This window comes from Oerskovia jenensis (genome assembly GCF_016907235.1).
In the GTDB taxonomy this organism is placed as follows: domain Bacteria; phylum Actinomycetota; class Actinomycetes; order Actinomycetales; family Cellulomonadaceae; genus Oerskovia; species Oerskovia jenensis.
Map to the genome: position 1 here is coordinate 549,207 of NZ_JAFBBO010000001.1, position 25,920 is coordinate 575,126.

At 71.0% G+C, this 25,920-nt stretch carries 24 protein-coding genes; 4 read left to right on the top strand and 20 right to left on the bottom strand.

The window, feature by feature from the left end; translation table 11 throughout:
* Positions 1 to 20: 20 nt before the first annotated feature.
* The 6 genes from JOD49_RS02505 to JOD49_RS02530 all read right to left on the bottom strand — a co-directional run bounded on the left by JOD49_RS02505 (position 21) and on the right by JOD49_RS02530 (position 6,616).
* Positions 21 to 1,490 (bottom strand): sodium/solute symporter, encoded by a 1,470-nt coding sequence (locus JOD49_RS02505; RefSeq protein WP_205305837.1) that lies wholly within the window; start codon positions 1,488 to 1,490, stop codon positions 21 to 23.
* Positions 1,487 to 1,924 carry a heavy metal transporter gene (locus JOD49_RS02510; protein ID WP_307822327.1) on the bottom strand — a complete coding sequence of 146 codons (438 nt, stop codon included), beginning with the start codon at positions 1,922 to 1,924 and terminating at the stop codon, positions 1,487 to 1,489. Before JOD49_RS02510 ends, JOD49_RS02505 begins: the two co-directional genes overlap by 4 nt.
* Positions 1,921 to 2,727, bottom strand: coding sequence for a LytR/AlgR family response regulator transcription factor (locus tag JOD49_RS02515; RefSeq protein WP_307822671.1), 807 nt, complete (start codon positions 2,725 to 2,727; stop codon positions 1,921 to 1,923). The genes JOD49_RS02510 and JOD49_RS02515 overlap by 4 nt, the downstream gene beginning before the upstream one ends.
* A 92-nt stretch (positions 2,728 to 2,819) precedes the next feature.
* Positions 2,820 to 4,010, bottom strand: a complete 1,191-nt coding sequence (locus JOD49_RS02520; protein ID WP_205305839.1) for a sensor histidine kinase — start codon at positions 4,008 to 4,010, stop codon at positions 2,820 to 2,822.
* 112 nt (positions 4,011 to 4,122) lie between these two features.
* On the bottom strand, positions 4,123 to 4,320 hold the full coding sequence (locus tag JOD49_RS02525; protein WP_372441189.1) for a YbdD/YjiX family protein: 198 nt from the start codon (positions 4,318 to 4,320) through the stop codon (positions 4,123 to 4,125).
* A gap of 10 nt (positions 4,321 to 4,330) precedes the next feature.
* On the bottom strand, positions 4,331 to 6,616 hold the full coding sequence (locus JOD49_RS02530; RefSeq protein ID WP_205305841.1) for a carbon starvation CstA family protein: 2,286 nt from the start codon (positions 6,614 to 6,616) through the stop codon (positions 4,331 to 4,333).
* A gap of 226 nt (positions 6,617 to 6,842) precedes the next feature.
* On the opposite strand from JOD49_RS02530, the gene JOD49_RS02535 reads away from it, so the two are divergent.
* Both JOD49_RS02535 and JOD49_RS02540 read left to right on the top strand, forming a co-directional pair.
* Positions 6,843 to 8,447, top strand: coding sequence for an ABC-F family ATP-binding cassette domain-containing protein (locus tag JOD49_RS02535; RefSeq protein WP_205305842.1), 1,605 nt, complete (start codon positions 6,843 to 6,845; stop codon positions 8,445 to 8,447).
* Between the two features lie 79 nt (positions 8,448 to 8,526).
* Positions 8,527 to 9,135 carry a DUF4240 domain-containing protein gene (locus tag JOD49_RS02540; RefSeq protein ID WP_205305843.1) on the top strand — a complete coding sequence of 203 codons (609 nt, stop codon included), beginning with the start codon at positions 8,527 to 8,529 and terminating at the stop codon, positions 9,133 to 9,135.
* Between the two features lie 81 nt (positions 9,136 to 9,216).
* Here the strand turns inward: JOD49_RS02540 and JOD49_RS02545 are convergent, their stop codons facing one another.
* The 3 genes from JOD49_RS02545 to JOD49_RS02555 all read right to left on the bottom strand — a co-directional run bounded on the left by JOD49_RS02545 (position 9,217) and on the right by JOD49_RS02555 (position 11,592).
* Complete coding sequence (locus JOD49_RS02545; RefSeq protein ID WP_205305844.1) at positions 9,217 to 9,813, bottom strand: hypothetical protein; 597 nt, start codon at positions 9,811 to 9,813, stop codon at positions 9,217 to 9,219.
* A gap of 427 nt (positions 9,814 to 10,240) precedes the next feature.
* Positions 10,241 to 10,891 carry a hypothetical protein gene (locus tag JOD49_RS02550; RefSeq protein WP_205305845.1) on the bottom strand — a complete coding sequence of 217 codons (651 nt, stop codon included), beginning with the start codon at positions 10,889 to 10,891 and terminating at the stop codon, positions 10,241 to 10,243.
* Entirely contained in the window at positions 10,888 to 11,592 is a 705-nt protein-coding gene (locus JOD49_RS02555; protein WP_205305846.1) for a hypothetical protein, read from the bottom strand. Before JOD49_RS02555 ends, JOD49_RS02550 begins: the two co-directional genes overlap by 4 nt.
* Positions 11,593 to 11,704: 112 nt before the next feature.
* On the opposite strand from JOD49_RS02555, the gene JOD49_RS02560 reads away from it, so the two are divergent.
* Complete coding sequence (locus JOD49_RS02560) at positions 11,705 to 12,616, top strand: ketopantoate reductase family protein (RefSeq protein WP_205305847.1); 912 nt, start codon at positions 11,705 to 11,707, stop codon at positions 12,614 to 12,616.
* 90 nt (positions 12,617 to 12,706) lie between these two features.
* Here JOD49_RS02560 and JOD49_RS02565 read toward each other — a convergent pair whose 3' ends face one another.
* The 8 genes from JOD49_RS02565 to JOD49_RS02600 all read right to left on the bottom strand — a co-directional run bounded on the left by JOD49_RS02565 (position 12,707) and on the right by JOD49_RS02600 (position 21,794).
* The gene (locus JOD49_RS02565; protein ID WP_205305848.1) at positions 12,707 to 13,132 is read right to left on the bottom strand and encodes a hypothetical protein; all 426 of its coding nucleotides are present in this window, start codon (positions 13,130 to 13,132) and stop codon (positions 12,707 to 12,709) included.
* A 5-nt stretch (positions 13,133 to 13,137) separates the two neighbouring features.
* Positions 13,138 to 13,392, bottom strand: a complete 255-nt coding sequence (locus tag JOD49_RS02570; protein ID WP_239525124.1) for a MoaD/ThiS family protein — start codon at positions 13,390 to 13,392, stop codon at positions 13,138 to 13,140.
* 43 nt (positions 13,393 to 13,435) lie between these two features.
* Positions 13,436 to 14,464, bottom strand: coding sequence for a GTP 3',8-cyclase MoaA (gene moaA, locus JOD49_RS02575; protein WP_205308752.1), 1,029 nt, complete (start codon positions 14,462 to 14,464; stop codon positions 13,436 to 13,438).
* Positions 14,465 to 14,583: 119 nt separating this feature from the next.
* A complete protein-coding gene (locus JOD49_RS02580; protein WP_205305849.1) occupies positions 14,584 to 15,036 on the bottom strand; it encodes a molybdenum cofactor biosynthesis protein MoaE in 453 nt (150 codons plus the stop codon).
* Positions 15,033 to 15,740 (bottom strand): respiratory nitrate reductase subunit gamma, encoded by a 708-nt coding sequence (gene narI / locus JOD49_RS02585; RefSeq protein WP_205305850.1) that lies wholly within the window; start codon positions 15,738 to 15,740, stop codon positions 15,033 to 15,035. The genes JOD49_RS02580 and narI overlap by 4 nt, the downstream gene beginning before the upstream one ends.
* Positions 15,741 to 15,743: 3 nt before the next feature.
* Complete coding sequence (gene narJ / locus JOD49_RS02590; protein WP_205305851.1) at positions 15,744 to 16,502, bottom strand: nitrate reductase molybdenum cofactor assembly chaperone; 759 nt, start codon at positions 16,500 to 16,502, stop codon at positions 15,744 to 15,746.
* The gene (narH, locus tag JOD49_RS02595; protein ID WP_205305852.1) at positions 16,499 to 18,025 is read right to left on the bottom strand and encodes a nitrate reductase subunit beta; all 1,527 of its coding nucleotides are present in this window, start codon (positions 18,023 to 18,025) and stop codon (positions 16,499 to 16,501) included. Before narH ends, narJ begins: the two co-directional genes overlap by 4 nt.
* 1 nt (position 18,026) lies before the next feature.
* Positions 18,027 to 21,794: a nitrate reductase subunit alpha gene (locus JOD49_RS02600; RefSeq protein ID WP_205305853.1), complete on the bottom strand. Its 3,768-nt coding sequence runs from the start codon at positions 21,792 to 21,794 to the stop codon at positions 18,027 to 18,029.
* 53 nt (positions 21,795 to 21,847) lie between these two features.
* Between JOD49_RS02600 and JOD49_RS02605 the strand changes: the two genes are divergently transcribed.
* Positions 21,848 to 22,735, top strand: a complete 888-nt coding sequence (locus tag JOD49_RS02605; RefSeq protein ID WP_205305854.1) for a helix-turn-helix transcriptional regulator — start codon at positions 21,848 to 21,850, stop codon at positions 22,733 to 22,735.
* Positions 22,736 to 22,800: 65 nt separating this feature from the next.
* Here JOD49_RS02605 and JOD49_RS02610 read toward each other — a convergent pair whose 3' ends face one another.
* The 3 genes from JOD49_RS02610 to JOD49_RS02620 all read right to left on the bottom strand — a co-directional run bounded on the left by JOD49_RS02610 (position 22,801) and on the right by JOD49_RS02620 (position 25,837).
* Entirely contained in the window at positions 22,801 to 24,105 is a 1,305-nt protein-coding gene (locus JOD49_RS02610) for an MFS transporter (protein ID WP_307822328.1), read from the bottom strand.
* Between the two features lie 428 nt (positions 24,106 to 24,533).
* Complete coding sequence (locus JOD49_RS02615) at positions 24,534 to 24,992, bottom strand: hypothetical protein (RefSeq protein WP_205305856.1); 459 nt, start codon at positions 24,990 to 24,992, stop codon at positions 24,534 to 24,536.
* Positions 24,989 to 25,837 (bottom strand): TrmH family RNA methyltransferase, encoded by an 849-nt coding sequence (locus tag JOD49_RS02620; protein ID WP_205305857.1) that lies wholly within the window; start codon positions 25,835 to 25,837, stop codon positions 24,989 to 24,991. The genes JOD49_RS02615 and JOD49_RS02620 overlap by 4 nt, the downstream gene beginning before the upstream one ends.
* Positions 25,838 to 25,920 lie beyond the last annotated feature (83 nt).

Below are 25,920 nucleotides of genomic sequence, written 5' to 3' on the forward strand. Positions count from 1 at the left end.
GTCGCCGCCGAACCATGCACTCAGCGCTCGGGAGCGCGCTCGGGCACGTGCAGCCGCCGCAGGAAACGGTCCGTGCGGGGCTGCGGCCCGCGCCGGTCGCGCAGGGACACGACGACGGTCGTGGCGGTCGCGAGCGGGATCGTCCAGGCCGCGGGCTGGGCCAGGAGGCTGCGTGCGAGCCCGTCGCCGGGCCCGAGCGCCGAGGTGACGAGGAGCGCCGCGGCGCACAGCGCGCTGCCGACGACCATGCCCGCGATCGCCCCGCGCGCGGTCAGGCGCCGCCACCACACGCCCAGCAGGATCGTCGGGGACAGCGCGGAAGCCGCGAACACGAACACGGTCCCGACGCTCGTCACGAGCCCCTGCGGGATGGTCACGAGCGCGAACGCGAGGGGCACGATCGTGCACGCGACCGCGGACCAGCGGAACGAGCGGACCGTGCCGCCGAACAGGTCCTGACTCACGACGCCCGCGAGCGAGACCACGAGCCCTGAGGACGTCCCGAGGAACGCCGCGAACGCCCCGGCGATCACGAGCGCCGAGAGCAGCTCGCCGCCCAGGCCCGGCACGAGCCGCGACGGCAGCACGAGCGCCACGGTGTCCGCGACGCCGGGCTCGGCGAGGTCGGGGGCGACGACGCGGGCGATCAGTCCCATGGTGCTCGAGACCATGTAGAAGACGCTGATCATGCCGATCACCACGACCGTGGTCCACCGGGCCGAGACGCCGTCGGGGCTCGTGTAGAAGCGCACGAGGACGTGCGGCAGGCCGATCGTGCCGAGCAGCAGTGCGAGCAGCAGCGAGGCCGTCGTGTAGGTGTCGTACGCGCGCGGCCCGGCCTCGGGCGGGAAGACCTGCGCCGGGTCGAGCGTCAGGTCCTGCCCGCCGAGCACGACGAGCAGGAAGACCACGGGGACCGCGAGCGCCGTGAGCTTGACCCAGAACTGGAACGCCTGGACGAACGTGACCGAGCGCATGCCGCCCGCGGCGACCACGGCGCTCACGACCGCGGCCACCCCGACCGACCCGACCCATGGCGGCACGGGGGCCACGGTCGTGATGACGAGCGCCGCGCCGTGGAGCTGCGGCACGACGTACAACCACCCGATGACGAGCACCAGGACGCTCGTGACGCGCCGGGCCGCGAGCGAGTCGAGCCGCGCCTGGACGAAGTCGGGGATCGTGTAGGCCCCGCTGCGCCGCAGGGGCCCGGCCACGAACAGCAGCACGAGCAGGTAGCCCGCGGCGTACCCGACGGGGAACCAGAATGCCTCTGCCCCCGAGAGCAGGACGAGCCCCGACAGTCCCAGGAACGTCCCGGCCGACAGGTACTCGCCGCTGATGGCCGACGCGTTCCACACGGGCTGCACCGTCCGGGACGCGACGAAGAAGTCGCTCGTGGTCCGCGAGATCCGCAGCCCGTAGAAGCCGATGAGCCCGGTCGCGAGCAGCAGCAGACCGACCGCGACGAGCGGCAGGGCCGAGCTCACTCGTCGTCCACCAGCGCGCGGAAGCGCCGCTCGTTGCGGGCGGCGGCCAGCGCGAACACGAGCGCGAACGCCCCGATGACCGGGTAGAAGCCGTACGCGTGCAGCAGCCACGGCAGGGGCACGCCGAGCACGTGCACGTCGCCCAGCGTCGGCACCGCGCTCATCGCGACCGTGAGCAGCGCGACCACGACCAGGAACGACACGACGCACGCGAGCGCGAGCCGGAGCTGGGTGCGCGCGAGGCTGCGGGCGTAGACGGCCGCGGGTTCGCTCCCGCCGTCGGGCCCGGGCGTGTCACCAGGGCCCCCGGGCACCCCGCCCGACGGCGCCTCCTCCCCCGCGCCCGGCGCGGCCGGTGGGGCGTCCGGCGGGCTGGGCGGCAGGGGGTCGGTCGAGCGGACGACGACCCGCGGCAGCGGCTCCTGCGAGCTCACGGACGACCCCCTGGGCGGCGCAGGAGCGCGTCGCGCACGGACGGCGCCATGCGCCGGCTCACGGGAACCTCCTGCCCGGCGACGACCACGACCGGGTGCGCGCCACCGAGGCGGACCGCGGTCACGGCGGCACGGTCGACGAGGTACGAGCGGTGCACGCGCAGGAAGCCCGCCGGGGTCCAGCGCTCCTCGAGGTCGGAGAGGGGCTCGCGCACCAGATAGCTGTCGGAGTCCGTGACCAGGCGCGAGTAGTCGCCCTGGGCCTGGACCCAGCGCACGGCCGAGCGCAGCACGACGCGCGTCGTCGTGCCGACCGTGACGGCGATGGTCTCGTCGGCCGGGGGGACCTGCGTCGTCGGGCCGGACCGCTCGCCGTCGCGGGCGACCGTGCCACCGGTGCCGCCCGTGCCGCTCGTGCCTCGGGGCGGCGCGCCCTCGACGGCACGGGACGCGGCCGCCTGGACCGCGACGGCCCGCTCGACCGCGCGGGCGAGCCGCTCACGCCGCACGGGCTTGAGCACGTAGTCGACGGCCTCGACGTCGAACGCCTCGGTGGCCCGGGCCTCGTCGGCCGTCACGAACACCACCGCGGGCCGGACCGAGAACCGCGACAGCGCCCGGGCGAGGTCGAGCCCCGTCAGGCCCGGCATGTGGATGTCGAGGAACGCGACGTGCACGGGATGCTCGGACAGCCAGCGCAGGGCCTCGGCGCCCGACGCGACACCGTGCACCGAGCGCACGTGCGGGTCGCGGCGCAGCAGCGCGGTCAGCTCGTCGAGGGCCGGGCGCTCGTCGTCGGCCACGAGGACGTCGACGCCGTCGGGCCGGGGCGTGGCGCCCTGCGCCGGGCTGTCGACGGGCGGGGCGGCCGGGGCGAGGCGGGGCGGGTCGTCGCTCACGGCCTGCTCACCTCGGTCTCGTGCTGGGGCTGGGACTTCGGGACGCGCATCCGCACGAGGGTACCCGCGCCCTCGTTCGTCTCGATCTCGAGCGCGTGCTGGTCGCCGTAGAGCTGGCGCACGCGCGTGTCGACGTTGCGCAGCCCGACGTTCGTCGCGCGAGAGCCCGTCGCGAGCAGGGTCCGCAGCGTCTCGGGAGACATGCCGACGCCGTCGTCCTCGACCGTGATCTCGGTCTGGGTGCCCTCGTCGCGCGCGCTGATGACGATCCGCCCACCCCGCTCGCGCGGTTCGAGGCCGTGCCGGACCGCGTTCTCGACGAGCGGCTGGACCGACAGGAACGGGATGACGGTCGACAGGGACTCGGGCGCGATCTGGAGCGTCACGGTCAGGCGGTCCCCGAACCGCGCACGTTCGAGCTCGACGTACGAGTGGATGCTGCCCAGCTCGTCGGCGAGCGTCGTGAAGTCGCCACGGCCCCGGAACGAGTAGCGCGTGAAGTCCGCGAAGTCGAGCACGAGGTCGCGCGCCCGCTCGGGGTCGGTGCTGATGAAGGACGCGATAGCGCCCAGCGAGTTGTAGATGAAGTGCGGGCTGATCTGGGCGCGCAGGGCGCGCAGCTCGGCCTGGGCGAGCGCGGTGCGCGAGGTCTCGAGCTCGCCCAGCTCGAGCTGGGCCGAGCACCACTGCGCGACCTCGCCCGTGGCCCGCACGAGCGGCGGGCGTACGCGCGTCGCGAACGCGACGACGGCCCCGGCCACGGCACCGCCCGCGAGCACGGGCGCCCCCACGGCTTCCACCGTGCCCGACGACGGCTCGCCGCCCGCGTAGACCTGTCGCCTCCCGGTCTCGATCGTCCGGGCGCCCACGCGCTGCGCCTCGGCCCGGAGGGCGGCCGGGCCGTCGAGGGCCACGACGCCGTCGGCCGTCACGACCGCGAGCCCCTCGCAGCCGAGCAGGGTGCGCAGGTGACGGGCGGCGCGTCCGACGTCGTCGCCCTCGAGGCCGTCCCGCAGGTGCTTAGCCGCGCGCGACGCGAGGTGCAGCGTGCTGAACGTCGCACGCTCGGAGTCGCTGCCGAGCTCGCGCGTGCCGCGTGCCAGCCGCCACGCGAGGACCAGCGCGGCGGTGAGCAGGACGCCGACGACCAGGCCGACGACGGCCCCGGTGAACACGGGTCCGGACATGTCGCGATCCTATTCGCCGAGGGTGACGGACTGGCGCCGCGAGCGACCCGATGCTGACGCCGTCGGACGGCGGGGGCCGCGCGCCCGGCGCGTCCCCCGCGGCACCCCGCGCTCAGCAGCAGCGGGCGCCCGGGTTGCGGTCCTGGTCGTCCATGCGCTGGCGCCAGAACTGGCGCTCGGTCAGGACGGGGACGTCGGGCCCGTGCGCGGCGCGGCGGTGCTCCACGTACACCCGGTACGCGTCGTCGCCCATGAGCTGGCGGACGTACCAGGCCGTACCCCTCGCCGCGCGGGCGAGCGCGTCGCGCACGGGCCCCACGTCAGTGCCCCGCGCCCGAGGACACGGGCCGCTTCTCGGGCGGGAGCTGGGCCCACTCGGCCTCGATCTCCTTCTCGGTCGCGGTCGTCAGGAGCCCGGCGGGAGCGAACCGGCGCGAGGCCACGGGCTCGTCCTCGTGGTTCTCGCCTCCCCCCGCACGCAGCGCCTTCACGGTCGTCACGAGGGCCGCGACCATCACGACGATCGCGAGGACCACGAAGATGATCGACAGCGTGCCCTGGACGAACGTGTTGCGCACGACCGCCTCCATGGCCTCGACCGACGTCGCGGTGCCGAACGAGGTCTCCCCGGCGGCCAGGGCGGCCTTGAACGCGTTGTGGTTGGCCCAGTACCCGACGGCGGGGACGGGCGAGAAGATCTTCTCGAACGACGCCGTGATCGTCACGACCGCGGTGAAGGCCAGCGGCACGGCCACGATCCACAGCCAGCGGAAGTACGAGCGACCGCGCTTGGCCACGATCGCCAGGACGACCGCGAGCGCGATGGCCGCCAGGAGCTGGTTGGCGATGCCGAACAGGGGGAAGAACGTGTTGATCCCGCCGAGGGGGTCGGTCACGCCGAGGTAGAGGATGCTGCCCCACCCGGCGACCATGACCAGGGTGCAGAACCACACCCCGGGTCGCCAGGTCACGTCCCGGAACTTCGGGGCGACGTTGCCGAGCGAGTCCTGGAGCATGAAGCGCGCGACGCGCGTCCCGGCGTCGACGGCCGTGAGGATGAACAGCGCCTCGAACATGATCGCGAAGTGGTACCAGAAGCCCATCATCGCGGCGCCGCCGAAGAGCTGCTGCATGATGTGCGCCAGGCCCAGCGCCAGGGTGGGGGCACCACCCGTGCGCGAGACGATCGACTCCTCGCCGACAGCCGCCGCGGTCGAGGACAGCATGTCGGGCGTGAGGTTCACGCCGGCCAGGCCGAGCGAGTTGACGAACGCGACCGCACCCTCGATGGTCCCGCCGGTCGCGGCCGCGGAGGCGTTCATGGCGAAGTAGATGCCGCGGTCGAGCGAGATCGCGGCGACGAGCGCCATGATCGCGACGAAGGACTCCATGAGCATGCCGCCGTACCCGATGAAGCGCGTCTGGCGCTCCTTCTCGAGCAGCTTGGGCGTCGTGCCCGAGGCGATGAGGGCGTGGAAGCCGGACAGGGCGCCGCACGCGATCGTCACGAAGAGGAACGGGAAGAGCGACCCGGAGAACACCGGTCCGGTCTCGCCGCTCGCGAACTCGCTGACCGCGGGGACAGAGATCTCGGGGCGCACGATCACGATGGCCCCCGCGAGCATCACGATCACGCCGACCTTCATGAAGGTCGACAGGTAGTCGCGCGGGGCCAGGAGCAGCCACACGGGCAGGACGGCCGCGACGAAGCCGTAGACGATGATGCCGATCGCGATGGTCGTGCGGTCGAGGTGGAACAGGTCGGCACCCCACGAGGTGTTCGCGACCCAGCCGCCACCGACGATCGCGGCCATGAGCAGCACGAAGCCGATGATCGAGACCTCGGTGATGCGCCCGGGGCGCAGGTAGCGCAGGTAGACGCCCATGAAGAGTGCGATGGGGATGGTCATCGCGACGCTGAAGACTCCCCAGGGGCTCTCGCCCAGGGAGTTCACGACGACGAGCGCGAGGATCGCGACGATGATCAGCATGATGAGCAGGGACGCGACGATCGCGGCCGTGCCGCCGATGCGGCCGAGCTCCTGGCGGGCCATCTGGCCGATCGTGCGGCCGCCGCGGCGCATCGAGAAGAACAGGACGACGTAGTCCTGCACGGCGCCCGCGAAGATGACGCCGACGATGATCCAGACCGTGCCGGGCAGGTAGCCCATCTGGGCGGCCAGGACCGGTCCGACGAGCGGGCCGGCGCCCGCGATCGCGGCGAAGTGGTGCCCGAACAGCACGCGGCGGTCGGTCGGGACGTAGTCCTTGCCGTCCGAGCGCACCTCGGCGGGGGTCGCGCGGCGGTCGTCGGGGCGCGTGATGTACCGCTCGATGACCTTGGAGTAGAAGCGGTACCCGATGAGGTAGCTGCAGACCGCGGCGAACACGAACCAGATCGCGTTGACGGTCTCGCCGCGCACGAGCGCGAGCATGACCCAGGCCACGCCGCCGAGCAGCGCGATGCCGGTCCAGAGCGCGACCTTCTGCCAGGTCCAGCGGGGCTTCAGGGCAGCCTCCGGGACCGCGGTCGGCGGGAGCGTCGGGTCGGGCGAGAGCCCGTCGTCCGGGGCGGTGTCCGCCGTCGATCGGATGTCTGTCGTCATCTGTTCTCTCTCCCAAGGTCGCGTCGTTGCGTCCGACCGGGAAAGGCTAGGGACGTCGACGTGCCGTGATCCAGGTCACGTCGACGGACGGTCGAGGTGTGCGACGAGCGGTAGGTGCCGTGCGACGAACGGTCGTCGAACGGTGACCGACGACCGTCCGGACGGGCGCTCCGCGTAGTGTTCTCCCGTCGTGCCGACCTCCGGCACGGTGCCCGAGAGGACCCCTGTGAGCCTGATCCGCCTGAACGCCGTGAGCATGCAGTTCGACGACAAGGTCGTGCTGCGCGACGCCTTCCTCAAGCTCCGCGAGGGCGAGCGCGTCGGGCTCGTGGGCCGTAACGGCACGGGCAAGACGACGTTCCTCGAGCTCATCCTGGGCCGCAAGGAACCCACGTCGGGGACGGTCGACGTCAACCTCGGCGTGAGCATCGGGTACTTCTCGCAGTTCTCCGAGCTCGCGGGGCACCGTAGCGCGGCCGAGGAGCTCAGCGAGCTGTTCGCCGACGTCCACTCGACGCAGGCGCGTCTCGACGCGATCGGCGAGCGCCTCGCCGAGCCGGACCTGATGGACGACGGGGGCGACGAGATGACCAGGCTTCTCACCGAGCAGGCCGACCTCTTCGAGCGCATGGACGCGCTCGACGGGTGGTCGTACGAGAACACGATCGACACGGTCCTCACGCGCCTCGGGTTCGACGCCGCACGCCGCGACCTCCCGGTCGACCAGCTCTCGGGCGGTTGGCGCAACCGTGCGGCGCTCGCGCGGATCCTCGTGCAGCGCCCCGACGTGCTGCTGCTCGACGAGCCCACGAACTTCCTCGACCTCGACGGCGTGCGCTGGATCGAGAACTGGCTCCAGACGTACCCGGGCGCGGTGCTCGTGGTCTCGCACGACCGTCAGTTCCTCGACGGCGCGGTCACCCGGATCGTCGAGATCGAGAACCGACGCCTGCACGAGTACGAGGGCGGCTACTCCGACTACGTGCACGCCAAGCAGTCGCGGATCAAGACCATCGAGCGTCAGTTCGCGCACGAGGAGGAGCTGCTCGCGTACGAGGTCGAGGCCAGCGACGCCCGCAAGCAGGCCGCGAAGGACAAGAGCCGTGGCCTCAAGCGCAAGCTCGCCGACATCAAGAAGCGGCAGGCTCCGCGCCCCGTCGACCAGATCATCACGACCATCTACGCGGACCTGCACGTGAGCGAGCGCCTCGTCGAGGTCGAGGGGCTCACCAAGGGGTTCGGGGGCGACCCGCTGTTCAGCGACCTGACGTTCGCGCTGCACCGCGGTGACCGCGTCGCCGTCGTCGGCGCGAACGGGTCCGGCAAGTCGACGCTCCTCGACGTGCTCACCGAGATCACGCCGCCCGACGCCGGGCAGATCACGTGGAAGAAGAACTCGACGTTCGTCTCCTACAACCAGGTCGTGGCCGACCTCGACCTGGACGACACGGTCGCGCACGCCGTCAGCGCAGCCCCCGGGACCCTCGCCTACTCGGCGACCAAGAAGAACGTCAACCGATTCCTGACGATGCTGCAGTTCTCCGAGATGGAGCTCAAGCAGAAGATCGGCACGCTCTCGGGCGGTCAGCGCGCCCGCGTCGCGATCGCGCAGTGCCTGCTGTCGGGCGCCTCGGTCATCGTGCTCGACGAGCCGACCAACCACCTCGACCTCACGAGCGCACAGGTCATGGAGCGCGCGCTCGCGCACTTCCCCGGCGCCGTGGTCGTCGTGAGCCACGACCGCTACTTCATCGACAAGATCGCCGACCGTCTGCTGACGTTCGACGGCGTGGGTGGCGTGGTCGAGACCGCCGCGAGCGGAGCGCTCTGACCTCGACGGGCCGCGCCCCGGGTGCGCAGGTGTCAGTGGGTGTCAGTGGGTGTCAGTGGGTGTCCCTAGGTTTCCCGGCATGGACCACGACACCTTCTGGCAGATCCTCGACGACGCACGCACCCGGGCAGGCCGAGGGGCCGACGACCGCGGCGCCGAGGACGACCCCCTCCCGGCCGCCCTGACCGCCGTGCTCGTCGAGCGGCTGTCCCCCGACGAGATCCTCGCGTTCGCCGCCGTGTCCGACGAGGTGAGCGCGACGGCCTACGCCTGGCCCGTGTGGGGCGCGGCGTACCTGATCGAGGGCGGCTGCAGCGACGACGGGTTCATGGACTTCCGCGACGGGCTCGTCCTCGCCGGGCGTGACGTGTTCACCCGGACGGTCGCGGACCCGGACTCGCTCGCGGAGCACCCCGTCGTCGCAGCCATGGCGAGCGACAAGGGCTGGTTCGGGTACGAGTCGCTCAGCTCGCTCGTGGGCGACGCCTGGACGCGGGCCACCGGGCACGGCGACGAGGAGTACTACGAGGCGCGAGACACCGCCGCCTCGGCACGGGCGGTCCCGGACGCCGGCGACGGCGAGACGTCGGTCGGGGCCTCGACCGACCCGGCGGGCGAGAGCTGGGACTTCGACGACGAGGACGAGAACCGCCGTCGGCTCCCCCGGCTCGCGGCGCTCTTCGGCTGACCGCGGACCTCTCCGGTCTGCGGTCGCGGGCTCGCAGGACTCCGTAGACCAGGCCAGCGGGCGGCCCGTCGGCCGCGGTGCTCAGTGCGCCGGGGCGTCCGCCTCGTCGTCTGTCCAAAGGTCCAAACCGCCCAGAAGCACCGTCGCGGCACCGATGGTCAGCCCCACGCGCAGGTGGGGCGCGCGCACCCCGCGGGCGCGCATGCGCTCGCCCCACCGGTAGGCGGCCTTTTCCCCGAAGACGGCAAACATGGTCGTGACCCCGAGGACGACGGCCGCGCCGCTCACGATCACCGCCTTGCCCGCAGGAGAGATTTCGATGGACGTCAGGCTGTGCACGGTGTCGTCGGGGACCTCGTCGATGTCGAGACCTTGGGTGGCATCACGAACTGGGTCGTCCCAGACGGGCGAACGGTCGGCGCCGTCGATCTCTGACGTGGCGTCCCGCACCGCGTCGCGCAGCGAGCGTACAGCCTCGATCGCCTGGCGCCCCTCGTCGGTCCGTAGCAGCACAGCCAGTCCGGCGACACCGCACGCGGTCTTGAGCAGCGCCCTCGTGCCCCTCCGGCGGACGATGTCCGGGACCGTGTACCACGCGGCAGTCGTGAGGCCGTAGACGACGCCGGTTTTCGTGTCGAACACCCAGGGGCAGGTGGTCTCCGTCAGCCGCGTCGGCATCGTGTCGTCCTTGCTGTGCGCCGAGCGCACCCTCGTTCGTCCCAGCGCACCGGCGTCGTTCGCCGGCCCGCGCTCAAAGGGCTGTCGTGAAACACCAACGAACGTCCTACCGCGTTCGTTCCCGTCAAACCAAACCATCATTGCGCAACACCGCAATCAAGAAGACACACCGCCCCAGTACGAGCGAGAAAATCATAGTGTCGAACCTCACCCCGAGTCATCGCGATGATCTCCACAGGCGGCTCCTCAAGATGCCATGCTCTGGCACTCCGGATGAAGCAGAGCGCGTCGCGACTTTCATAGACGAGCAGTAAATCCAGGTCGCGAGGAAACTCTGAGTAGAGGGAAGAGCCGAAAATCCAAACATCGACCCTTCCCGCGTCGCGGGCGGCATTGCACAAATCCACGAGGACTGGCCACTTGTTGATCAATTCCACCTGGAGCCCAGCAGACTCAAAAACTCGTTCAAAGGGAGAATGTCAACCCCTGCATTGCTCGCCGCACGAACCGCCTCGGGGGCAAATCCGCGGGCATACGGATTAGTCGATACAATCGCGTCAATCTTGAGACCGTCTCGCGAATTGATGAGCGCATAAACGCCGTCGGAAGTGACCTCGTAATGATCGATCGCAACTATTATGACAGGACGAGCCGGAGCGCTTCGGTGGATCTCAAAGATCGCTTTTCCTCGTCGCACAACTCGGACGGTTGCACGATTCCCCTCCAAGCGATTGAGCAAATATTCAATCTCGCGACTTCGATGTTCAGAAACGTCGTCCAGAAGTCGCAGCGCCGTCTGAAACTCTCCGAAACCGTCTAGGCAAACACCCGTCTCGGCCGCAAGTTCGTATGCACGATCGGTCGCGTCTCGCCGCACGAGAATGAGGAACTGCAACTCTGGCATCTCATCGAGCGCACTTGCAAAATCAGCCTCGTCAAACACCGACGTAGGACTCGGCTCAATACAATACGCGAAAGCATCCGGCGATCCATCTCGACGAACGACGATGCCGTGGTCTTGATGCAGATCAATGCTGTACGAATCAAGCTTCCGAACTATCCAGCCTCGAATGCTCACGCGCCCCCCTCAAGCAGAAGGTGCATTTCTTTTGGAAAGCGCATCCCTCCCGCGGTAAAGTCATCCAGCACATGTCGCCGTTCAAACTCGTCCACATGAAGCTTATAGCGGCTCACAATGCCCCTCTCGGCCGCGGTCAAGAGTCTGCGATTAGCGCTGAGGACACGGCAAATATCTGCATTGTTGGGAACAATTGTTGCAACGACGTGGCGACGCCACTGTGCTGCACGCGCCTCGTCGAGCCGACTGCCGTCCGGTCCATACGTCTCGTGAATTGCCAAGTTCTGCTCCAACTTCGAGCTGATGTACTCACGCAACAAATCCCGGCTATCAAACTCAGGCGAACCGAGCACGGTCTCGATCGCGTCCCGATGACGCCGCTTCCAACCCCGCAGCAGTTCGGCCGGGTAACCGGATTCATCCTTGTCGACGATTGTATGGCAGTTCGCACAGAGCACGGCGATGTTCGAGTGATGCGCCCTTTCTTCCGGCGTCATTGTGGGCATATCATCGTCGCGCGGCCCGCCACTCGACGCGGCAATTATGTGCGCCATTTCAGCGAAATCAGTATCGCCCTCATCGGCAAAAAGCCGCCTAGTGCGACAAGTTGGATTCTGACAAAATCCGCCACTCTCACTCCAAAGGCGTCTTTTCGTCTCCATGGAAAGCGAGATTCGTCTACAAGCTGATAGGTTGGCCACGCACACAAGCATGATGCATGGTGCATGCGGAAGACAAGCAACACGCCGCCCCTCACGACCGATCCTGTGTCGGGAGACGGAGCGAAGAGGAGAGAAATTGCCACAGTTCAAAGTGGGATTGCCCCCCAGGAGTCCGAGCATCGCGATCCTGGGCGCCGGTGGGGTCGGCGGGCTCGTGGGCGCGATGCTCGCCCGCACCGGAGACGTGAGGGTGTCGTTCGTGGCACGCGATGCCACGGCCGCGGCGATGCACGAGGGCGGGTTGTTCGTCCGCAGCGTCCAGCTCGGCGACTTCCACGTCGAGGCCCGGTCGGCGACGCACCTCGTCTCCCCCGTCGACGTCCTGATCGTCGCGGTCAAGGCGACCGGCCTGGCGGACGCCCTCGACCTCGTCTCGTCCGAGGCGGTCGGGGACGCGGTGGTCGTGCCGCTGCTCAACGGCGTCGAGCACCTGGACGTGCTGCGGGACCGGTTCGGGTCCGAGCGGGTCGTCCCCGCGGTGATCCGGGTCGAGTCGACGCGTGTCGCGCCGGGGCAGATCGTGCACGGGAGCCCGTTCGTCGAGATCGACCTCGCGGCGGGCGATGCGCCGCGAGGTCGGGTCGACGCCGTGCGCGACCTCCTCGCGCACGCCGGTATCACGACGACGGTCCGGGCCGACGAGGCCGCGCTCGTGTGGGCCAAGCTGTCGTTCCTCGCACCGCTGGCCCTGCTCACCACGCGGCACCGCGCGACGATCGGCGAGGTCCGTACGGTGCACAGGGCCGAGCTCGAGGCCCTCGTGACCGAGGTCGCGTCGGTGGCCACGGCGTCGGGCGCGCCGGCGGACCCGGCCACCTCGCTCGCGCTGTACGACCGGTTCCCCGCGGACGCCCGCTCCTCGATGGAGCGTGATGCGCAGGCGGGCCGGCCGCTCGAGGTCGACGCGATCGGCGGCGCGGTCGTGCGGGCCGCCGAGCGGCACCACGTGGCCGTGCCGCTCACGGCCCGGCTCGTCGTCGAGCTCACCGGGGGCCGCTCGTAGGCCCTCCGATGCGTCGCCCGGGGTTCTGCTCGCCGCAGCGCCAGGACGTCCCGCGACACGGTGCCCGCGCTGCGGCACCGGGTCTCGCTGCTACCAGTCGGCCGGCACGACCCAGTGCCGGGGCGCCGTCCGGTGCTCCTCGAGCCGGTGCTGCGCGCGGCGGCAGTGCTCGGCCCGCTGGTCGGCGGACAGTCCGTCGAGCCACGTGACGTACCGCCGTTCGAGGCACCGGAACCGTGCGCGTCCCACCGCGAACACGGCGAGCGAGGTCGACCAGTGGGCCAGGAGCACTGCGCCGACGAGCAGAGCGGCCACGGGCAGCGTCATGACGGGGAACGCTCGCAGCCCGGACCACAGGACGACGATGAAGGCCCCGAGCTGGCTCACGCTCGCCACCAGGAGCCACCCGCTGGTGACGGGGCCGTGGAGCCCGGCCCGGCGGCGTCGACCAGGGGCGTGGGGCGGCTCGTCCGCGTCCAGGGGCGGGTAGACCTCACGCGCCGGGGACCGTGCCATCACGTTCACCCGCCCGCGAAGGGTGGGAGCACGTCGATCGTGACCGGACCGGCGACGGGAGCCGCCGCGGCCTCGGGGCGCAGCGCGCGCCCGTCCTGCAGGTAGGAGCAGACGACCTGCACGCGGCGCATGGGTTCGCCGTGACGGCGGGCGCTGGCCCGGAGGGCGGCTGCGGGGCTCTCGGTCTCGATCACCTCCTCGTCGAGGCCGTTCGCCGCGGCACGGGCCGCGGCGTAGTAGCGCAGGGTGATGGCGGGCATCTCGTCACTCCTTCTCGTGCGGGGTTCGGTCGTGGGGGTGGGGTCAGCCCCCGATCGCGGACATGCCGCGGTCGGGTTGTCGGAACTCAGGGCTCCCGACGGTGTGCCCGGCGGCCTTGGCCTGGACCGAGAGTCCGAGGGCCGCGGCGAGCCGGTCGTCGTCCGCCCCGGTCCGCAGGAGCGTGCGCAGGTCGGTCTCCTCGCGCGCGAACAGGCAGTTGCGGAGCTGACCGTCGGCCGTGAGGCGGATCCGGTCGCACGCTCCGCAGAAGGGCCGGGTCACGGACGCGACGATCCCGACGACCGCGCTCGTGCCGTCCACGGTCCATCTCTCGGCGGGGGCGGCCCCGCGCGTCGGCACGGGGACCAGGTCGAACTCACCGCCGAGCGAGGCGAGCACCTCGTCGGCCGTGACCATGCCGTCGTGGGTCCAGGTCCGACCCGCGTCGAGCGGCATCTGCTCGATGAACCTCAGCTCGTAGCCGCGGTCGAGCGCGAAGCGCAGGAGGTCCGCGGGCTCGTCGTCGTTGACGCCTCGCACGAGCACGGCGTTGAGCTTGGTCCCGGTGAACCCGGCCCTGTCGGCTGCCGCGAGCCCGTCGAGGGCCTGCCCCAGCCGGTCGCGCCGGGTCAGCCGCGCATACCGCTCGCGCTGCAGGGTGTCGAGCGAGACGTTGAGACGACGCAGGCCCGCGTCGCGCAGGCGGCCCGCGAGCGCCGGCAGGCGCAGCCCGTTGGTGGTCATGGAGACCTCGGGGGCGCCAGGGAGCGTGGCGAGCCCCGCGACGATCTCGACGATGTCGGGCCGCAGGAGCGGTTCGCCGCCCGTGAGCCGGATCTCCTCGACCCCGTGGCGCACCGCCACGGCCGCGACCCGCGTCATCTCGGCGAGGGTCAGGAGGTCGTCCGACGCGAGCCAGGGCATGCCCTCGGCGGGCATGCAGTAGGTGCACCTCAGGGAGCAGCGGTCGGTCAGGGAGATCCGCAGGTCGCGGTGGCGGCGCCCGAACCGGTCGACGAGCCCGGGAGCGTCCCGTCGGTCCGCGTCCGACGGCGTCGCGGGCCCGGGCACGAGGGCTCCCGACGGCGTCGCGCCCCCAGGGACCGCACGACCGGACGTGACGTGCTCGGCGGGTGCAGCGCCGTCGGGCAGGAGGTCCCCGACCCTGCGCTCGACCGCGGGCGCGAGGCTCACAGCGCCCCGACCCACTCGTGCGTGCCGTCGGCGAAGACCTGCCGCTTCCACACGGGCAGCGACGCCTTGACCTCCTCGACCAGCTCGGCGCACGCCGCGAAGGCCAGGGCGCGGTGCGCCGAGGACACGGCCGCGACGAGCGCGACGTCCCCGATCGCGAGGTCCCCGACGCGGTGGGACACCGCGACCCGGACCGCGCCCGAGCGGGCCGCGACCCGTTCCGCGATCTCGCCCAGGATCCGGTCGGCGTCGGGGTGCGCCTCGTACGTGAGGGTGGCCACGGACCGCCCGCCGTCGTGGTCGCGCACGACGCCCGCGAACGTCACGACCGCCCCGGCGTAGGCCGAGGCCACCGCGCGCTCGTGCGCGGCCACGTCGAGGACGGACTCCCCCACGCCCGCGAGGACGACCCGTGCGACCGGGACGGCGTCGGCACGGTCCGCACTCATGCCCGCACCTTGCCGCGCCCCGGCGACGCGGAACGCTGCCGGTAGACCACGTACGGCCGGGCGAGGTACGCCACGGGCACGGACCACACGTGCACGAGCCGCGTGAACGGCCAGATCGCGAGGAGCAGGCACGCGAGCACCGCGTGCCAGCCGTAGACCGCGGGCGCCGCGGTGATGAGCGACGGGTCGGGCTGCAGGACGAAGAGCTGGCGGAACCAGACCGAGACGGTCCCCCGGTACTCGTAGCCCGAGCCGAACACGTTGATCGCGACGGTCTGCCACATGCCGACCCCGATCTCGACCGTGAGCAGGAGGTACAGGACCCGGTCCATGGGGGTCGTGACGACGCGGATGCGGTCCGAGACGTAGAACCGGCGCAGCAGCAGGATCACGAGGCCCGCGCACAGCACGACCCCCGCGACGGTCCCAGCCGCGACCGCGACGACGTGGTACGCGTGGTCGGAGATCCCGAGGGCCCGGGTCCACGACGTCGGGATCAGGAGCCCCGCGGCGTGGCCGAGGATCGCGAACAGCGCCCCGAAGTGGAACAGGGGCGAGCCCCACGCGAGCCAGCGCTTCTCGAGCACCTGGCTCGTGCGGGTCGTCCAGCCGAACTGGTCGCTGCGGTACCTCCACACGTGCCCCACGACGAAGATCGCGAGGCAGACGTACGGCAGCACCACGAAGAGGAGGGTGTCCCACATGAGTCAGCGTCCTTCCGGGGCGCAGGTGAATTCCGGGGGGCCGAAGGGCGCGCCGGGCGTGTCGGTCCAGCTCGCTCCGCCGTAGGGCATCGAGGCGATCTCGAGCCCCGCGTCGTCGGTGGGCGGTCCGGTGAGCGCGAGCTGGTCGACCTCGCCGCGCTGCCGGTCCGTCACGGGGCCGAGCAGGTCACCGATCGCCTCGAGGATCTCGCGGTAGTGCGAGCCGCGGTCCGCGAGCGAGCGGCGGATGAGCTCGATCCCGCCGCGGTGGGTGCGCAGCGGCGCCTCGCCCGCCCCGGTCCCGGCGCGCGAGGCGAACTCGAGCACCATGGGCAGGTAGTCGGGCAGCTCGGCGTCGTCGGGCGCGAACCCGCACGCGCGGTAGCGCTGCTTGAGCGCGAGGAGCGCCATGCCGCGCTGGCGCGTGTCGCCGTGCAGGTAGTAGCTGAGGAACAGCGACGACTTGCGGCGCAGGTCGAACGTCTCGACGTAGTGGGCCCGCGCGGCGCGCGGTTCCATCCGCGCGTGCTGGTCCCAGAACGCGCGCAGGTGCGCGGCCGGGGCCGAGTCGGGCAGGGCCGCGACGGCCGCGGCGAGCTCGTTCACGTCGGCGTACCAGGCGTCGTCGGGGTAAGCCAGCAGGAGGCTGGCGAGCGCGAGGACGTCGGACCGGGCGGGGACCTCGACGAGGTCCTTGCGCCGCGAGCGCCGCAGGAGCGGGACGATCGCCCTCCTGCCCGACGGCGGAGCCTGGGTCGTCATGACGGCCTCCGGACCTGCAGGGGCACCGAGACGGGCCCGCCGCGCGTGGAGGCCGCGCTCATGCCGGGTCCGCCCGGGGTGTCGAGCGAGCAGCCCGAGGCCCACGAGGCCATCTCGGCCGCGTCCTCCTTGTGCGCCGCGGGGATCACGTAGCGGTCCTCCATCTTGGCGATGGCCAGCAGGCGGTAGAGCTCCTCGACGTCCTCGGCCGTGTACCCGACCTGGTCGAGCAGGTCCTGGTCGACGTCGCCGTCGAGCGTGCGCCGACGCATGTGGCTGCGCATCGCGGCGAGCTTCATGAGGACCCCTGCGACGACGTCGACGTCCCCGGCCGAGAAGAGGCTCGCGAGGTACTCGAGCGGGATGCGCAGCGACGCGATGGTGTGGAACACGTCGTCGGCGTCGGCGTCGTCCTTGCCGAGCTCGGTCGTGACGTCCAGGACGGGCGAGAGCGGCGGCACGTACCAGACCATGGGCATGGTCCGGTACTCGGGGTGCAGCGGCAGCGCGACCTTGAACTTCTGGATGAGCTTCCAGATGGGCGAGCGCTGCGCCGCGCCGATCCAGTCCTCGGCGATGCCGGCCGCCCGCGCCGCCGCGATCACCTCGGGGTCCGTGGGGTCGAGGAAGACGTCGCGCTGGGCGTCGAGCAGGTCCTTCGGGTCCTCGACGGACGCCGCGGCCTCGACCGCGTCGGCGTCGTAGAGCACGAGGCCGATGTACCGCAGCCGGCCCACGCACGTCTCGGCGCACACGGTCGGCTGCCCCGCCTCGATGCGCGGGAAGCAGAACGTGCACTTCTCGGCCTTGCCCGTCTGGTGGTTGACGTAGACCTTCTTGTACGGGCAGGCCGAGACGCACATGCGCCAGCCGCGGCACGCGTCCTGGTCGACGAGCACGATGCCGTCCTCGACGCGCTTGTACATGGCCGACGACGGGCAGGCCGAGACGCACGCCGGGTTGAGGCAGTGCTCGCAGATCCGGGGCAGGTGGAACATGAACGTCTGCTCGAACGAGAGCTGGACCTTGTCGACCATCGACGCGAGGTTGGGGTCCTTCGACGCGATCTGCGGCGAGCCGCCCAGGTCGTCGTCCCAGTTGGGGCCCCAGGTGATCTTCATGTTCTTGCCCGTGATCGCGCTCTTGGGCCGGGCCACGGGGATGTGCGGCGAGTTCGCCGGCGCGGAGATGAGCTGGTCGAAGTCGTACGTCGCGGGCTCGTAGTAGTCGTCGAGCCCCGGCAGGTCGGGGTTCGCGAAGATCGACGCGAGGCGCCTCAGCCGCCCGCCCGAGCGGAGCCGGAGCCGGCCCTTGCGGTCGAGCTCCCAGCCGCCGTGCCACCGGTCCTGGTCCTCGTACCCGCGCGGGTACCCCGTGCCCGGCTTGGTCTCCACGTTGTTGAACCAGACGTACTCGACGCCGTCGCGGTTCGTCCACGTCTGCTTGCACGTGACCGAGCACGTGTGGCACCCGATGCACTTGTCGAGGTTCATGACCATCGCGACCTGCGACATGACCCGCATCTCAGTACTCCACTTCCTGGTTGCGCCGACGGATGACCGTGTACTCGTCGCGCTGGTTGCCGGTCGGCCCGTAGTAGTTGAAGGCGTAGGTGAGCTGGCCGTACCCGCCCAGGAGGTGCGTGGGCTTCATCATGATCATCGTCAGCGCGTTGTGGATGCCCCCGCGCTTGCCCGACGCCTCGGCCTTGGGCACGTCGATGTTGCGGTCCTTCGAGTGGTACATGTAGACCGTTCCCGTGGGCATGCGGTGCGAGACCACGGCGCGGGCCACGACCACGCCGTTGCGGTTGACCGCCTCGATCCAGTCGTTGTCCGCGATCCCCGCGGTCTGCGCGTCCTCCTCCGAGATCCAGATCGTGGGGCCCCCGCGCGAGAGCGCGAGCATGTACGGGTTGTCCTGGAACTGCGAGTGCATGGACCACTTGGAGTGCGGCGTCAGGTAGCGCACCGTGACCTCGGTCGAGCCCGGCTCGCTGAATCCCTGGTGGCCGAAGTGGCGCGCCATGTCGAGCGGCGGCCGGTAGACCGGGAGCTGCTCGCCGAGCTCGGTCATCCAGTCGTGGTCGACGAAGAAGTGCTGGCGCCCCGTGAGCGTGTGCCACGGCTTGAGCCGCTCGACGTTGACCACGAAGGGCGAGTACCGCCGGCCGCCCTGCTCGGAGCCCGACCACTCGTAGCTCGTGAAGACGTTCTGCGGGCCCGTGAGGGTCTGGGCGAACGTGACCTGGCGGTCGTGGTTCTCCTGGGCCAGGTCCGCGAGCGGCTTGCCGACCCGCTTCTCGAGGGCCGTGAAGCCCGCGACCGAGACCGCGCCGTTGGTCGTGCCGGACAGCGCGAGGATCGCCTCGCACATGTGCGCCGCGGTCTCGAGCGAGGGGCGGCCCTTCGCGACGCCATCCTTGCGCACGCCGTTGGCCTTCGCGAGGAACTCGACGGCCTGCTCGGGCACGACCGTGACGCCCTTGGTCGTGGTCCCGACCGTCGAGATCAGCGGCCCGACGGCGCGCATCTTCTCGGCGATCTGGGTGTAGTCGCGCTCGATCACCACGAGGCGCGGCATGGTCACGCCCGGGACGGGCTCGCACTCGCCCTTGCGCCAGTCGAGGACGACGCCTCCGGGCTGGGCCATCTCGTCCGGGGTGTCGTGCGTGAGCGGCGCCGCGATGACGTCGGTGCGCGTGCCCAGGTGGATCTTGGCGAGCTCGGAGACCTTGTCGGCGAGCCCCAGGAACGCGTCGTAGTCGGTCCGGGCCTGCCACGGCGGTGCGATCGCCGCGTTGAGGGCGTGCACGAACGGGTGCATGTCCGTGGTCGAGATGTCCTGCTTCTCGTACCAGGTCGCTGCCGGGAGCACGACGTCGGCGAACAGCGAGGTCGAGGTCATGCGGAAGTCGATGTTGGTCAGCAGGTCGAGCTTGCCCTCGGGGGCCTCGTCGCGCCAGACGACCTCCTCCGGGCGTCGCTCGGGCGGCGTCTCGTGCGCGCGCAGCGACGAGTCCGCGCCGAGCAGGTGCTTGAGGAAGTACTCGTTGCCCTTGGCCGAGTTCCCGATGAGGTTCGCGCGCCAGACCGTCAGGACGCGCGGGAAGTTCTGCGGGTCGTCGGGGTCCTCGACCGCGAACTTGAGGTTCCCGCTGCGCAGCTCGGACACGACGTGGTCCGCGACCGGCACGCCGGCGGCCGCGGCCTCGTCGCACAGGTCGAGCGGGTTGCGGTCGAACCCGGGGTGCGAGGGTGTCCAGCCCATGCGGGCGGCCTGGGTCAGGCAGTCCATCATGCTGCGGTCCTTGAGGGTGCCCGGACCGGTCGGCGAGGCGAGCTCGTCCGCGCCGAAGCCCTCGTAGCGCCACTGGTCCGTCGCGGTGTACCAGAACGCCGTGCCGGCCATGTGGCGGGTCGGCCGCTGCCAGTCGAGCGCGAAGCCCATGTGCTGCTGCCCCGTCACGGGCCGCGCCTTCTCCTGCCCGACGTAGTGGGCCCAGCCGCCGCCGTTGACGCCCTGGCACCCGGTGAGGGTCAGGAGCGCGATGAACGTCCGGTAGATGGTGTCCGCGTGGTACCAGTGGTTGGTGCCCGCGCCCATGATGATCATGGACCTGCCCTTGCTCACCTCGGCGTTGCGCGTGAACTCGCGCGCGATCCGGGTGCACTGCTCGGCCGGCACCCCGGTCAGGGCCTCCTGCCAGGCCGGGGTCCCGGGAGACTCGGCGTCGTCGTAGCCCGTGGGCCACGTGCCGGGCAGCCCGTCGCGCCCCACGCCGTACTGCGCCATGAGCAGGTCGAACACGGTCGTCACGAGGCGGTCGCCCACGCGGATCGCCGGGACGCCGCGCAGGACCGACGTGCCGCCCTCGGTCGCGCCGACGTCGAAGCGCGGCAGCTCGACGACGACGCCCTGGGCCTGCGCGCCCGCGTGCGTGAGGCCCAGAAGGCTCAGCGCGGGGTCGTGGTCCTCGAGGTCGAGGTTCCAGCGGCCCACGCCGTCCTCGGTCCAGCGGTCCGCGAGCGTGCCGTTCGGCACGGTGAGCGCGTCGGCCGCCGTGTCGAGGAAGACCGGACGGAACTCGGGGCGCTGCCCCGTCGCCCCCGCGACGGGCAGCCCGTCCAGGTCGGCTGCCGTGAGGAACTTGGCGGGCCGGAAGACCGGGGCGGCTCCGCCGTCGGGCAGCGTGCCCTCCTGGCCTGCGCCCTGGCCGGGAGCCTCGTCGAGCGTGACCAGGAACGGCGCGTCCGTGTACGTGCGCGAGTACGCCTCGAAGTACGGCACCTGACGGTCGCGGTAGAACTCGGTGAGCAGCACGTGGCCCATGGCCTGCGCGAGCGCGCCGTCCGTGCCCGGGGCGGGCGCGAGCCAGTCGTCCGCGAACTTCACGTTGTCCGCGTAGTCGGGGCTGATCGCGACGACCTTGGTCCCCTTGTAGCGGGCCTCGGCCAGGAAGTGGGCGTCGGGCGTGCGCGTCACGGGGACGTTCGAGCCCCACATCATGATGTAGCTCGAGTTCCACCAGTCGCCCGACTCGGGGACATCGGTCTGGTCTCCCCAGATCTGCGGGCTCGCGGGCGGCAGGTCCGCGTACCAGTCGTAGAAGCTCAGCAGCGTCCCGCCGATCATCGACAGGAAGCGCGTCCCGACGCCGAAGCTCGCCATCGACATGGCCGGGATCGGTGTGAAGCCCACGCACCGGTCCGGCCCGTACGCCTTGATCGTGTAGACGTGGGCCGCGGCCATGATCTCGGTCGCGAGCTCCCAGTCCGCGCGGACCAGGCCACCCTTGCCGCGGGCACGCTTGTACAGCGTCGCCTTGAGCGGGCTCTCGACGACCTCGGCCCATGCGAGCACCGGGTCGCCCAGCCGGCAGCGCGCGTCGAGGTACATGTCGAGCAGGACGCCGCGCACATAGGGATACCGCACGCGCGACGGCGAGTACGTGTACCAGGAGAACGAGGCCCCGCGCGGGCAGCCGCGCGGCTCGTACTCGGGGCTGTCGAGCCCCGTCGTCGGGTAGTCCGTGCCCTGGTGCTCCCAGGTGATGAGGCCGTCCTTGACGTACACGTCCCACGCGCACGACCCCGTGCAGTTCACACCGTGCGTCGAGCGCACGACCTTGTCGTGCGCCCACCGGTCGCGGTAGAACCGGTCCCACTCCGAGGGGTCCGTCTCGATCATGGCGTGCGCCGAGTCGAACACCTCCGTCTGCGGGAAGTGGCTGCGCGTCCTGAGCAGCTTCTTCATCAGGGGCGACATGGCCGCCTGGTCGTCGATGGTCATGGCGAGTGCTCCTCGGGAACGGCGTGGGGGGCGTTCGTGCGATGGTTGTCGTGGTGAGGACGTCGGCCGGGGGCAGCCGGACGCCTCGACGTCAGTGGTCCACGAGCGGGAAGAAGTGGGGCGAGCAGGTGCCCAGGCAGCAGGTCTACGGGGGTTTCGACGGCACGACGGGTCGCAGCGACCACGGCGGCAGGCGCACGCACGTCATCCAGCTGCTGCGCGACTCCAAGGCGCCGGTGTCCGTCCAGGACATCGCCGACGAGGTCGGCATCCACCAGAACACGGCGCGCTTCCACCTGGAGTCGCTCGTCGACGCCGGGCTCGCCGAGCGCACCCAGCAGACCCGGACGACGCCCGGCCGGCCCAAGGTGCTCTACCGCGGCACCCTGCCCAACCAGACGCACGAGCGCGCGCAGGCCTACCGGCTCCTGGCCGAGGCGCTCACGACCGCGGTCGCCGCCAACGTGCCCGAGGCCGCGACCCTCACGTACACCGTGGGGCGCACGTGGGGGCACAAGCTCGCCGAGTGCCCCGATCCGGGCGAGGTCCTCAGCGAGGACGAGGTCTCGACCCGGCTCGTGTCCAAGCTCGACGCGCTGTGGTTCGCGCCGACCCCGCGCGGCGAGCCGTCCGCGCACGTCTCCGCACCCGGCAACGGCATGGACGCGCTCGTGCTCAACAACTGCCCGTTCGTGGCGACCGCCCGCAGCACCCCGCAGGTCGTGTGCTCCCTGCACGCGGGCTTCATCAACGGCACCCTGGCCGAGCTGGGCTCTGACCTGCGTGCCACGGCGCTCGTGCCGAACTTCGGTCAGCACCACTGCGTCGCGCGGCTCGAGACCGTCGACCGGGGAAGCCACGACGAGGCCGCCCCGATCCCGATCGTCGTGTCCGGGGCGCCGGGCACGGGGGCACTGGGTCCCGCGCCCGACGTCTGCTGAACGTCGGGCCCGGGAGCCGGCGGCGGGCACCGAGGCGACCGCGGGTGCTGCGGGCGGTCTCACGGTCAGCTCTTGGCCTCGGCGCCGGGCCGTGCGTAGAAGTGCCAGGCGACGCCTGCGCACAGCAGGGCGTAGGCGATGATCCCGCCGAACACGGCCGTCCTCGGCAGGTAGTTGAACAGCATCGAGAACAGGAACGGTCCGAACGCGGCGATCGCGGCGGTCCAGCCGATCACTCCGCCTGCCTGGCGGGCCGGGAAGATCATGGGCATCTGCTTGAACGTCGCAGCGTTGCCGATCCCGCAGAAGAAGAAGATGAGGACCATGCCGGTCATGAAGATCGGCAGGCTCGGGGTCTCACCGTCGGTCGCGGTGACCTGACCGAACAGGACGAGCGCGGCCGAGGCCGCGACGCCCACCCCGGACACCACCGTCCAGACACCGCCGCCGAAGCGGTCGCACAACGGCCCCCAGCACATGCGGGCGAGCGAGCCGACGAGCGCGCCGAGGAAGACCCAGGTCAGGTACTCGGGCCCGAACTGCTGCTTGAGCAGCATGCCGAACGTGCCGGCGAGCCCGGAGAAGATCCCGAACGTCAGGACGTACTCCATGGTCATGAGCCACGTGTGCTTGTTCTGGAAGATGTCGAACTGCTGCTTGAGGTTGGCCTTGACGGGCACCGACTTCAGCAGGGTCCAGGCGAGCACGACGCCGACCACGGCGAACGGGATGAAGATCAGCCCGGGGTTCTGCAGCCAGACCTGGCGTGGCTCGGCGTTCTGCGGGTGCGCGAGCTGGCCCGCGAGGCCGAACATCCCGAACCCGATGGCCCACGGCACGACGAACTGGACGACCGAGACGCCGAAGTTCCCGATCCCGGCCTGCAGGCCCAGGGCCGTGCCCTGCTTGCTCTTGGGGAAGAAGTACGAGGTCGAGGGCATGTAGCCCGAGAAGACACCACCACCGAGCCCGGCGGCGAGGGCCAGGGCGACGAGCAGCGCGTACGAGGGCTGCGTCGGGAGCATCACGACCCAGGTCCACCCGACGAACGGGATGATCATCAGGAGCGCGGACAGCGTGAGCATCTTCCGGGTCCCGAGCATGGGCGGGAGCATCATCCAGACGATGCGCAGCAGGCCGCCCGTCAGGCCCGGCATCGCGAGCAGCCAGTACGACTGGCTCTCGGTGAGGTCCCACCCGGTGATCGTGCCGAGCGTCGGGATGAGGGCGCCCGGCAGGTACCAGATGATGAACGCGAGCATGAGGTTGAACGTCGTGACCCAGAGCGTGCGCCAGGCGACCTTCGAGTCCCAGCGCTGCGGGTCGTTGGGGTCCCAGTCGAGGAGGTCGCGACGGGCGTCGGCGCTCACCTGGTGTGCGGGTCTGGGGGATACGTCGGCTGTGACCACCGGGGGTCTCCGTCCGAGAGGTGGGGGCGGGGGGCACCCACAACATATGGACGAGTTCACTCGTGCGTACCGGGACCTAGGTCCCGTCGCAGCGTCGTTGGTCCCGAACCGGGACACGGGCCGGGAAGGGCCGTTGACCTGCTGCTTTGCAGGCCGCAGGCGTTGTTTCGGATCAACTCGGGCGAGCTCGCCCCCCGTGGCCCCGTGGTGCCCGACGGCGGGCCGCGCCAGGCGCGCGGGCGGCGGCGGGTGCGGGTCGTTTCGCCCGAAGAACGGGGGGCGATCGTGCGCGAGGCGCCCCGCCTCCCGACTTTGTGCTTTCTATCACAATCGACGACCTGCGAGGTCAGGAGGGCGTGCGGGACCACACCTCGGCACCGCTTCCTGGTCTAGGCGAGCAGTTGTGCAGCCCCCGCTGCCACGTCCGGATCTGGGTCCAGACGCAGTTCCTCGAGCGCTGAACGCCGCCGGTCCCGCTCGTTCGTGCGCTGCGGGTAGAGCACGACGTCGCCGATCCAGTCCGCACACGACGCGTCGGCGCGGGCGATCGCACCGGCCACGACGCGCATCCCACTCGTGTCACCACGGGCTACGAGCGCCTCGGCGGTCGTCAGCGTGACCCATGTGTCCTCGGGGTCGAGCAGCAGCGTGTGCAACGTCTCCGTGAGCCTCGCCAGGTCGGGCACGGCCGCCAGGACGACTCCGGCGGCCGCGCGCTCCGTGTAGTCGGCGCTGTGGACTGCGGTGAGCGCCTCAGCGACCGACAGGGCGCGCGGTCCTGACTCGATCCTCGAGGCGGGTCCCGGCACGTCGGCCCCGTCCTGGACCTGCCGGCGCGGCAGCGTCACCGCGTCGCCCAGAACACCACCGCAGCGCTCGCCGCGACGTTGAGCGAGTCCACTCCCCCGGCCATCGGGATCTTCACGACGTGGTCGACGGCCGCGAGCGTCGAGCGGTGCAGCCCGTGCCCCTCGGTCCCGAACACGAAGGCCGACTTCTCGTCGCCCCGCGCGACGTACTCGTCGAGGGTCAGCGAGTCGTCCGACAGCGCGAGCGCCGCGACGGTGAACCCGTGCTCGCGCAGCTCCTCGACGCCGCCCGGCCACGACTCGAGCCGCGTCCACGGCACCTGGAAAACGGTCCCCATCGAGACGCGGACGCTGCGCCGGTACAGCGGGTCCGAGCACCGCGGCGACACGAGCACCGCGTCCACCCCGAGCCCGGCCGCCCCGCGGAAGATCGCGCCGACGTTCGTGTGGTCGACGATGTCCTCCAGCACCGCCACGCGCCGCGCACCCTGTCCGTCGCGAGCGGTCGTGAGCAGCTCGTGCACGCTCGGCAGGACCGGCCGGTGCATCGCGGACAGCGCGCCGCGGTGCAGGTTGAACCCGGTGATCGACTCCAGGACGGCCGGTTCGGCGATGTACACGGGCACGGGTTCCCCGGTCCCGCCCGGCCCGTCGTCCAGCCCGACGGCGGAGATCGCCTCCTCGAGCCCGGGGAGCCACTTCTCCGCCATGAGGAAGGAGCGTGGCCGGTGCCCTGCCGCGAGCGCCCGGTGGATCACCGTGGTGCTCTCCGCGATGTACATGCCCTTCTCCGGCTCGTTCTTCGAGCGGAGCTCGACGTCCGTGAGGTTCGTGTAGTCGGCGAGGCGCGGGTCGGCGGGGTCGGTCACGTGGATGATCTGCACGCTCAGATTCTCCCGCACCCAGGAAGGCGGCCTGGCATCCCCCCGGTGCCGAACACGAGGTTGTGGTCGTTCTGACGCCGTTC

Coding starts and splice junctions, on each gene's coding strand:
- JOD49_RS02520 (WP_205305839.1), bottom strand. CDS start 4,010: ATGTCCGGACCCGTGTTCACCGGGGCCGTCGTCGGCCTGGTCGTCGGC.
- JOD49_RS02530 (WP_205305841.1), bottom strand. CDS start 6,616: ATGACGACAGACATCCGATCGACGGCGGACACCGCCCCGGACGACGGG.
- JOD49_RS02540 (WP_205305843.1), top strand. CDS start 8,527: ATGGACCACGACACCTTCTGGCAGATCCTCGACGACGCACGCACCCGG.
- JOD49_RS02545 (WP_205305844.1), bottom strand. CDS start 9,813: ATGCCGACGCGGCTGACGGAGACCACCTGCCCCTGGGTGTTCGACACG.
- JOD49_RS02565 (WP_205305848.1), bottom strand. CDS start 13,132: ATGGCACGGTCCCCGGCGCGTGAGGTCTACCCGCCCCTGGACGCGGAC.
- JOD49_RS02570 (WP_239525124.1), bottom strand. CDS start 13,392: ATGCCCGCCATCACCCTGCGCTACTACGCCGCGGCCCGTGCCGCGGCG.
- JOD49_RS02580 (WP_205305849.1), bottom strand. CDS start 15,036: ATGAGTGCGGACCGTGCCGACGCCGTCCCGGTCGCACGGGTCGTCCTC.
- narI (WP_205305850.1), bottom strand. CDS start 15,740: ATGTGGGACACCCTCCTCTTCGTGGTGCTGCCGTACGTCTGCCTCGCG.
- narJ (WP_205305851.1), bottom strand. CDS start 16,502: ATGACGACCCAGGCTCCGCCGTCGGGCAGGAGGGCGATCGTCCCGCTC.
- narH (WP_205305852.1), bottom strand. CDS start 18,025: ATGCGGGTCATGTCGCAGGTCGCGATGGTCATGAACCTCGACAAGTGC.
- JOD49_RS02600 (WP_205305853.1), bottom strand. CDS start 21,794: ATGACCATCGACGACCAGGCGGCCATGTCGCCCCTGATGAAGAAGCTG.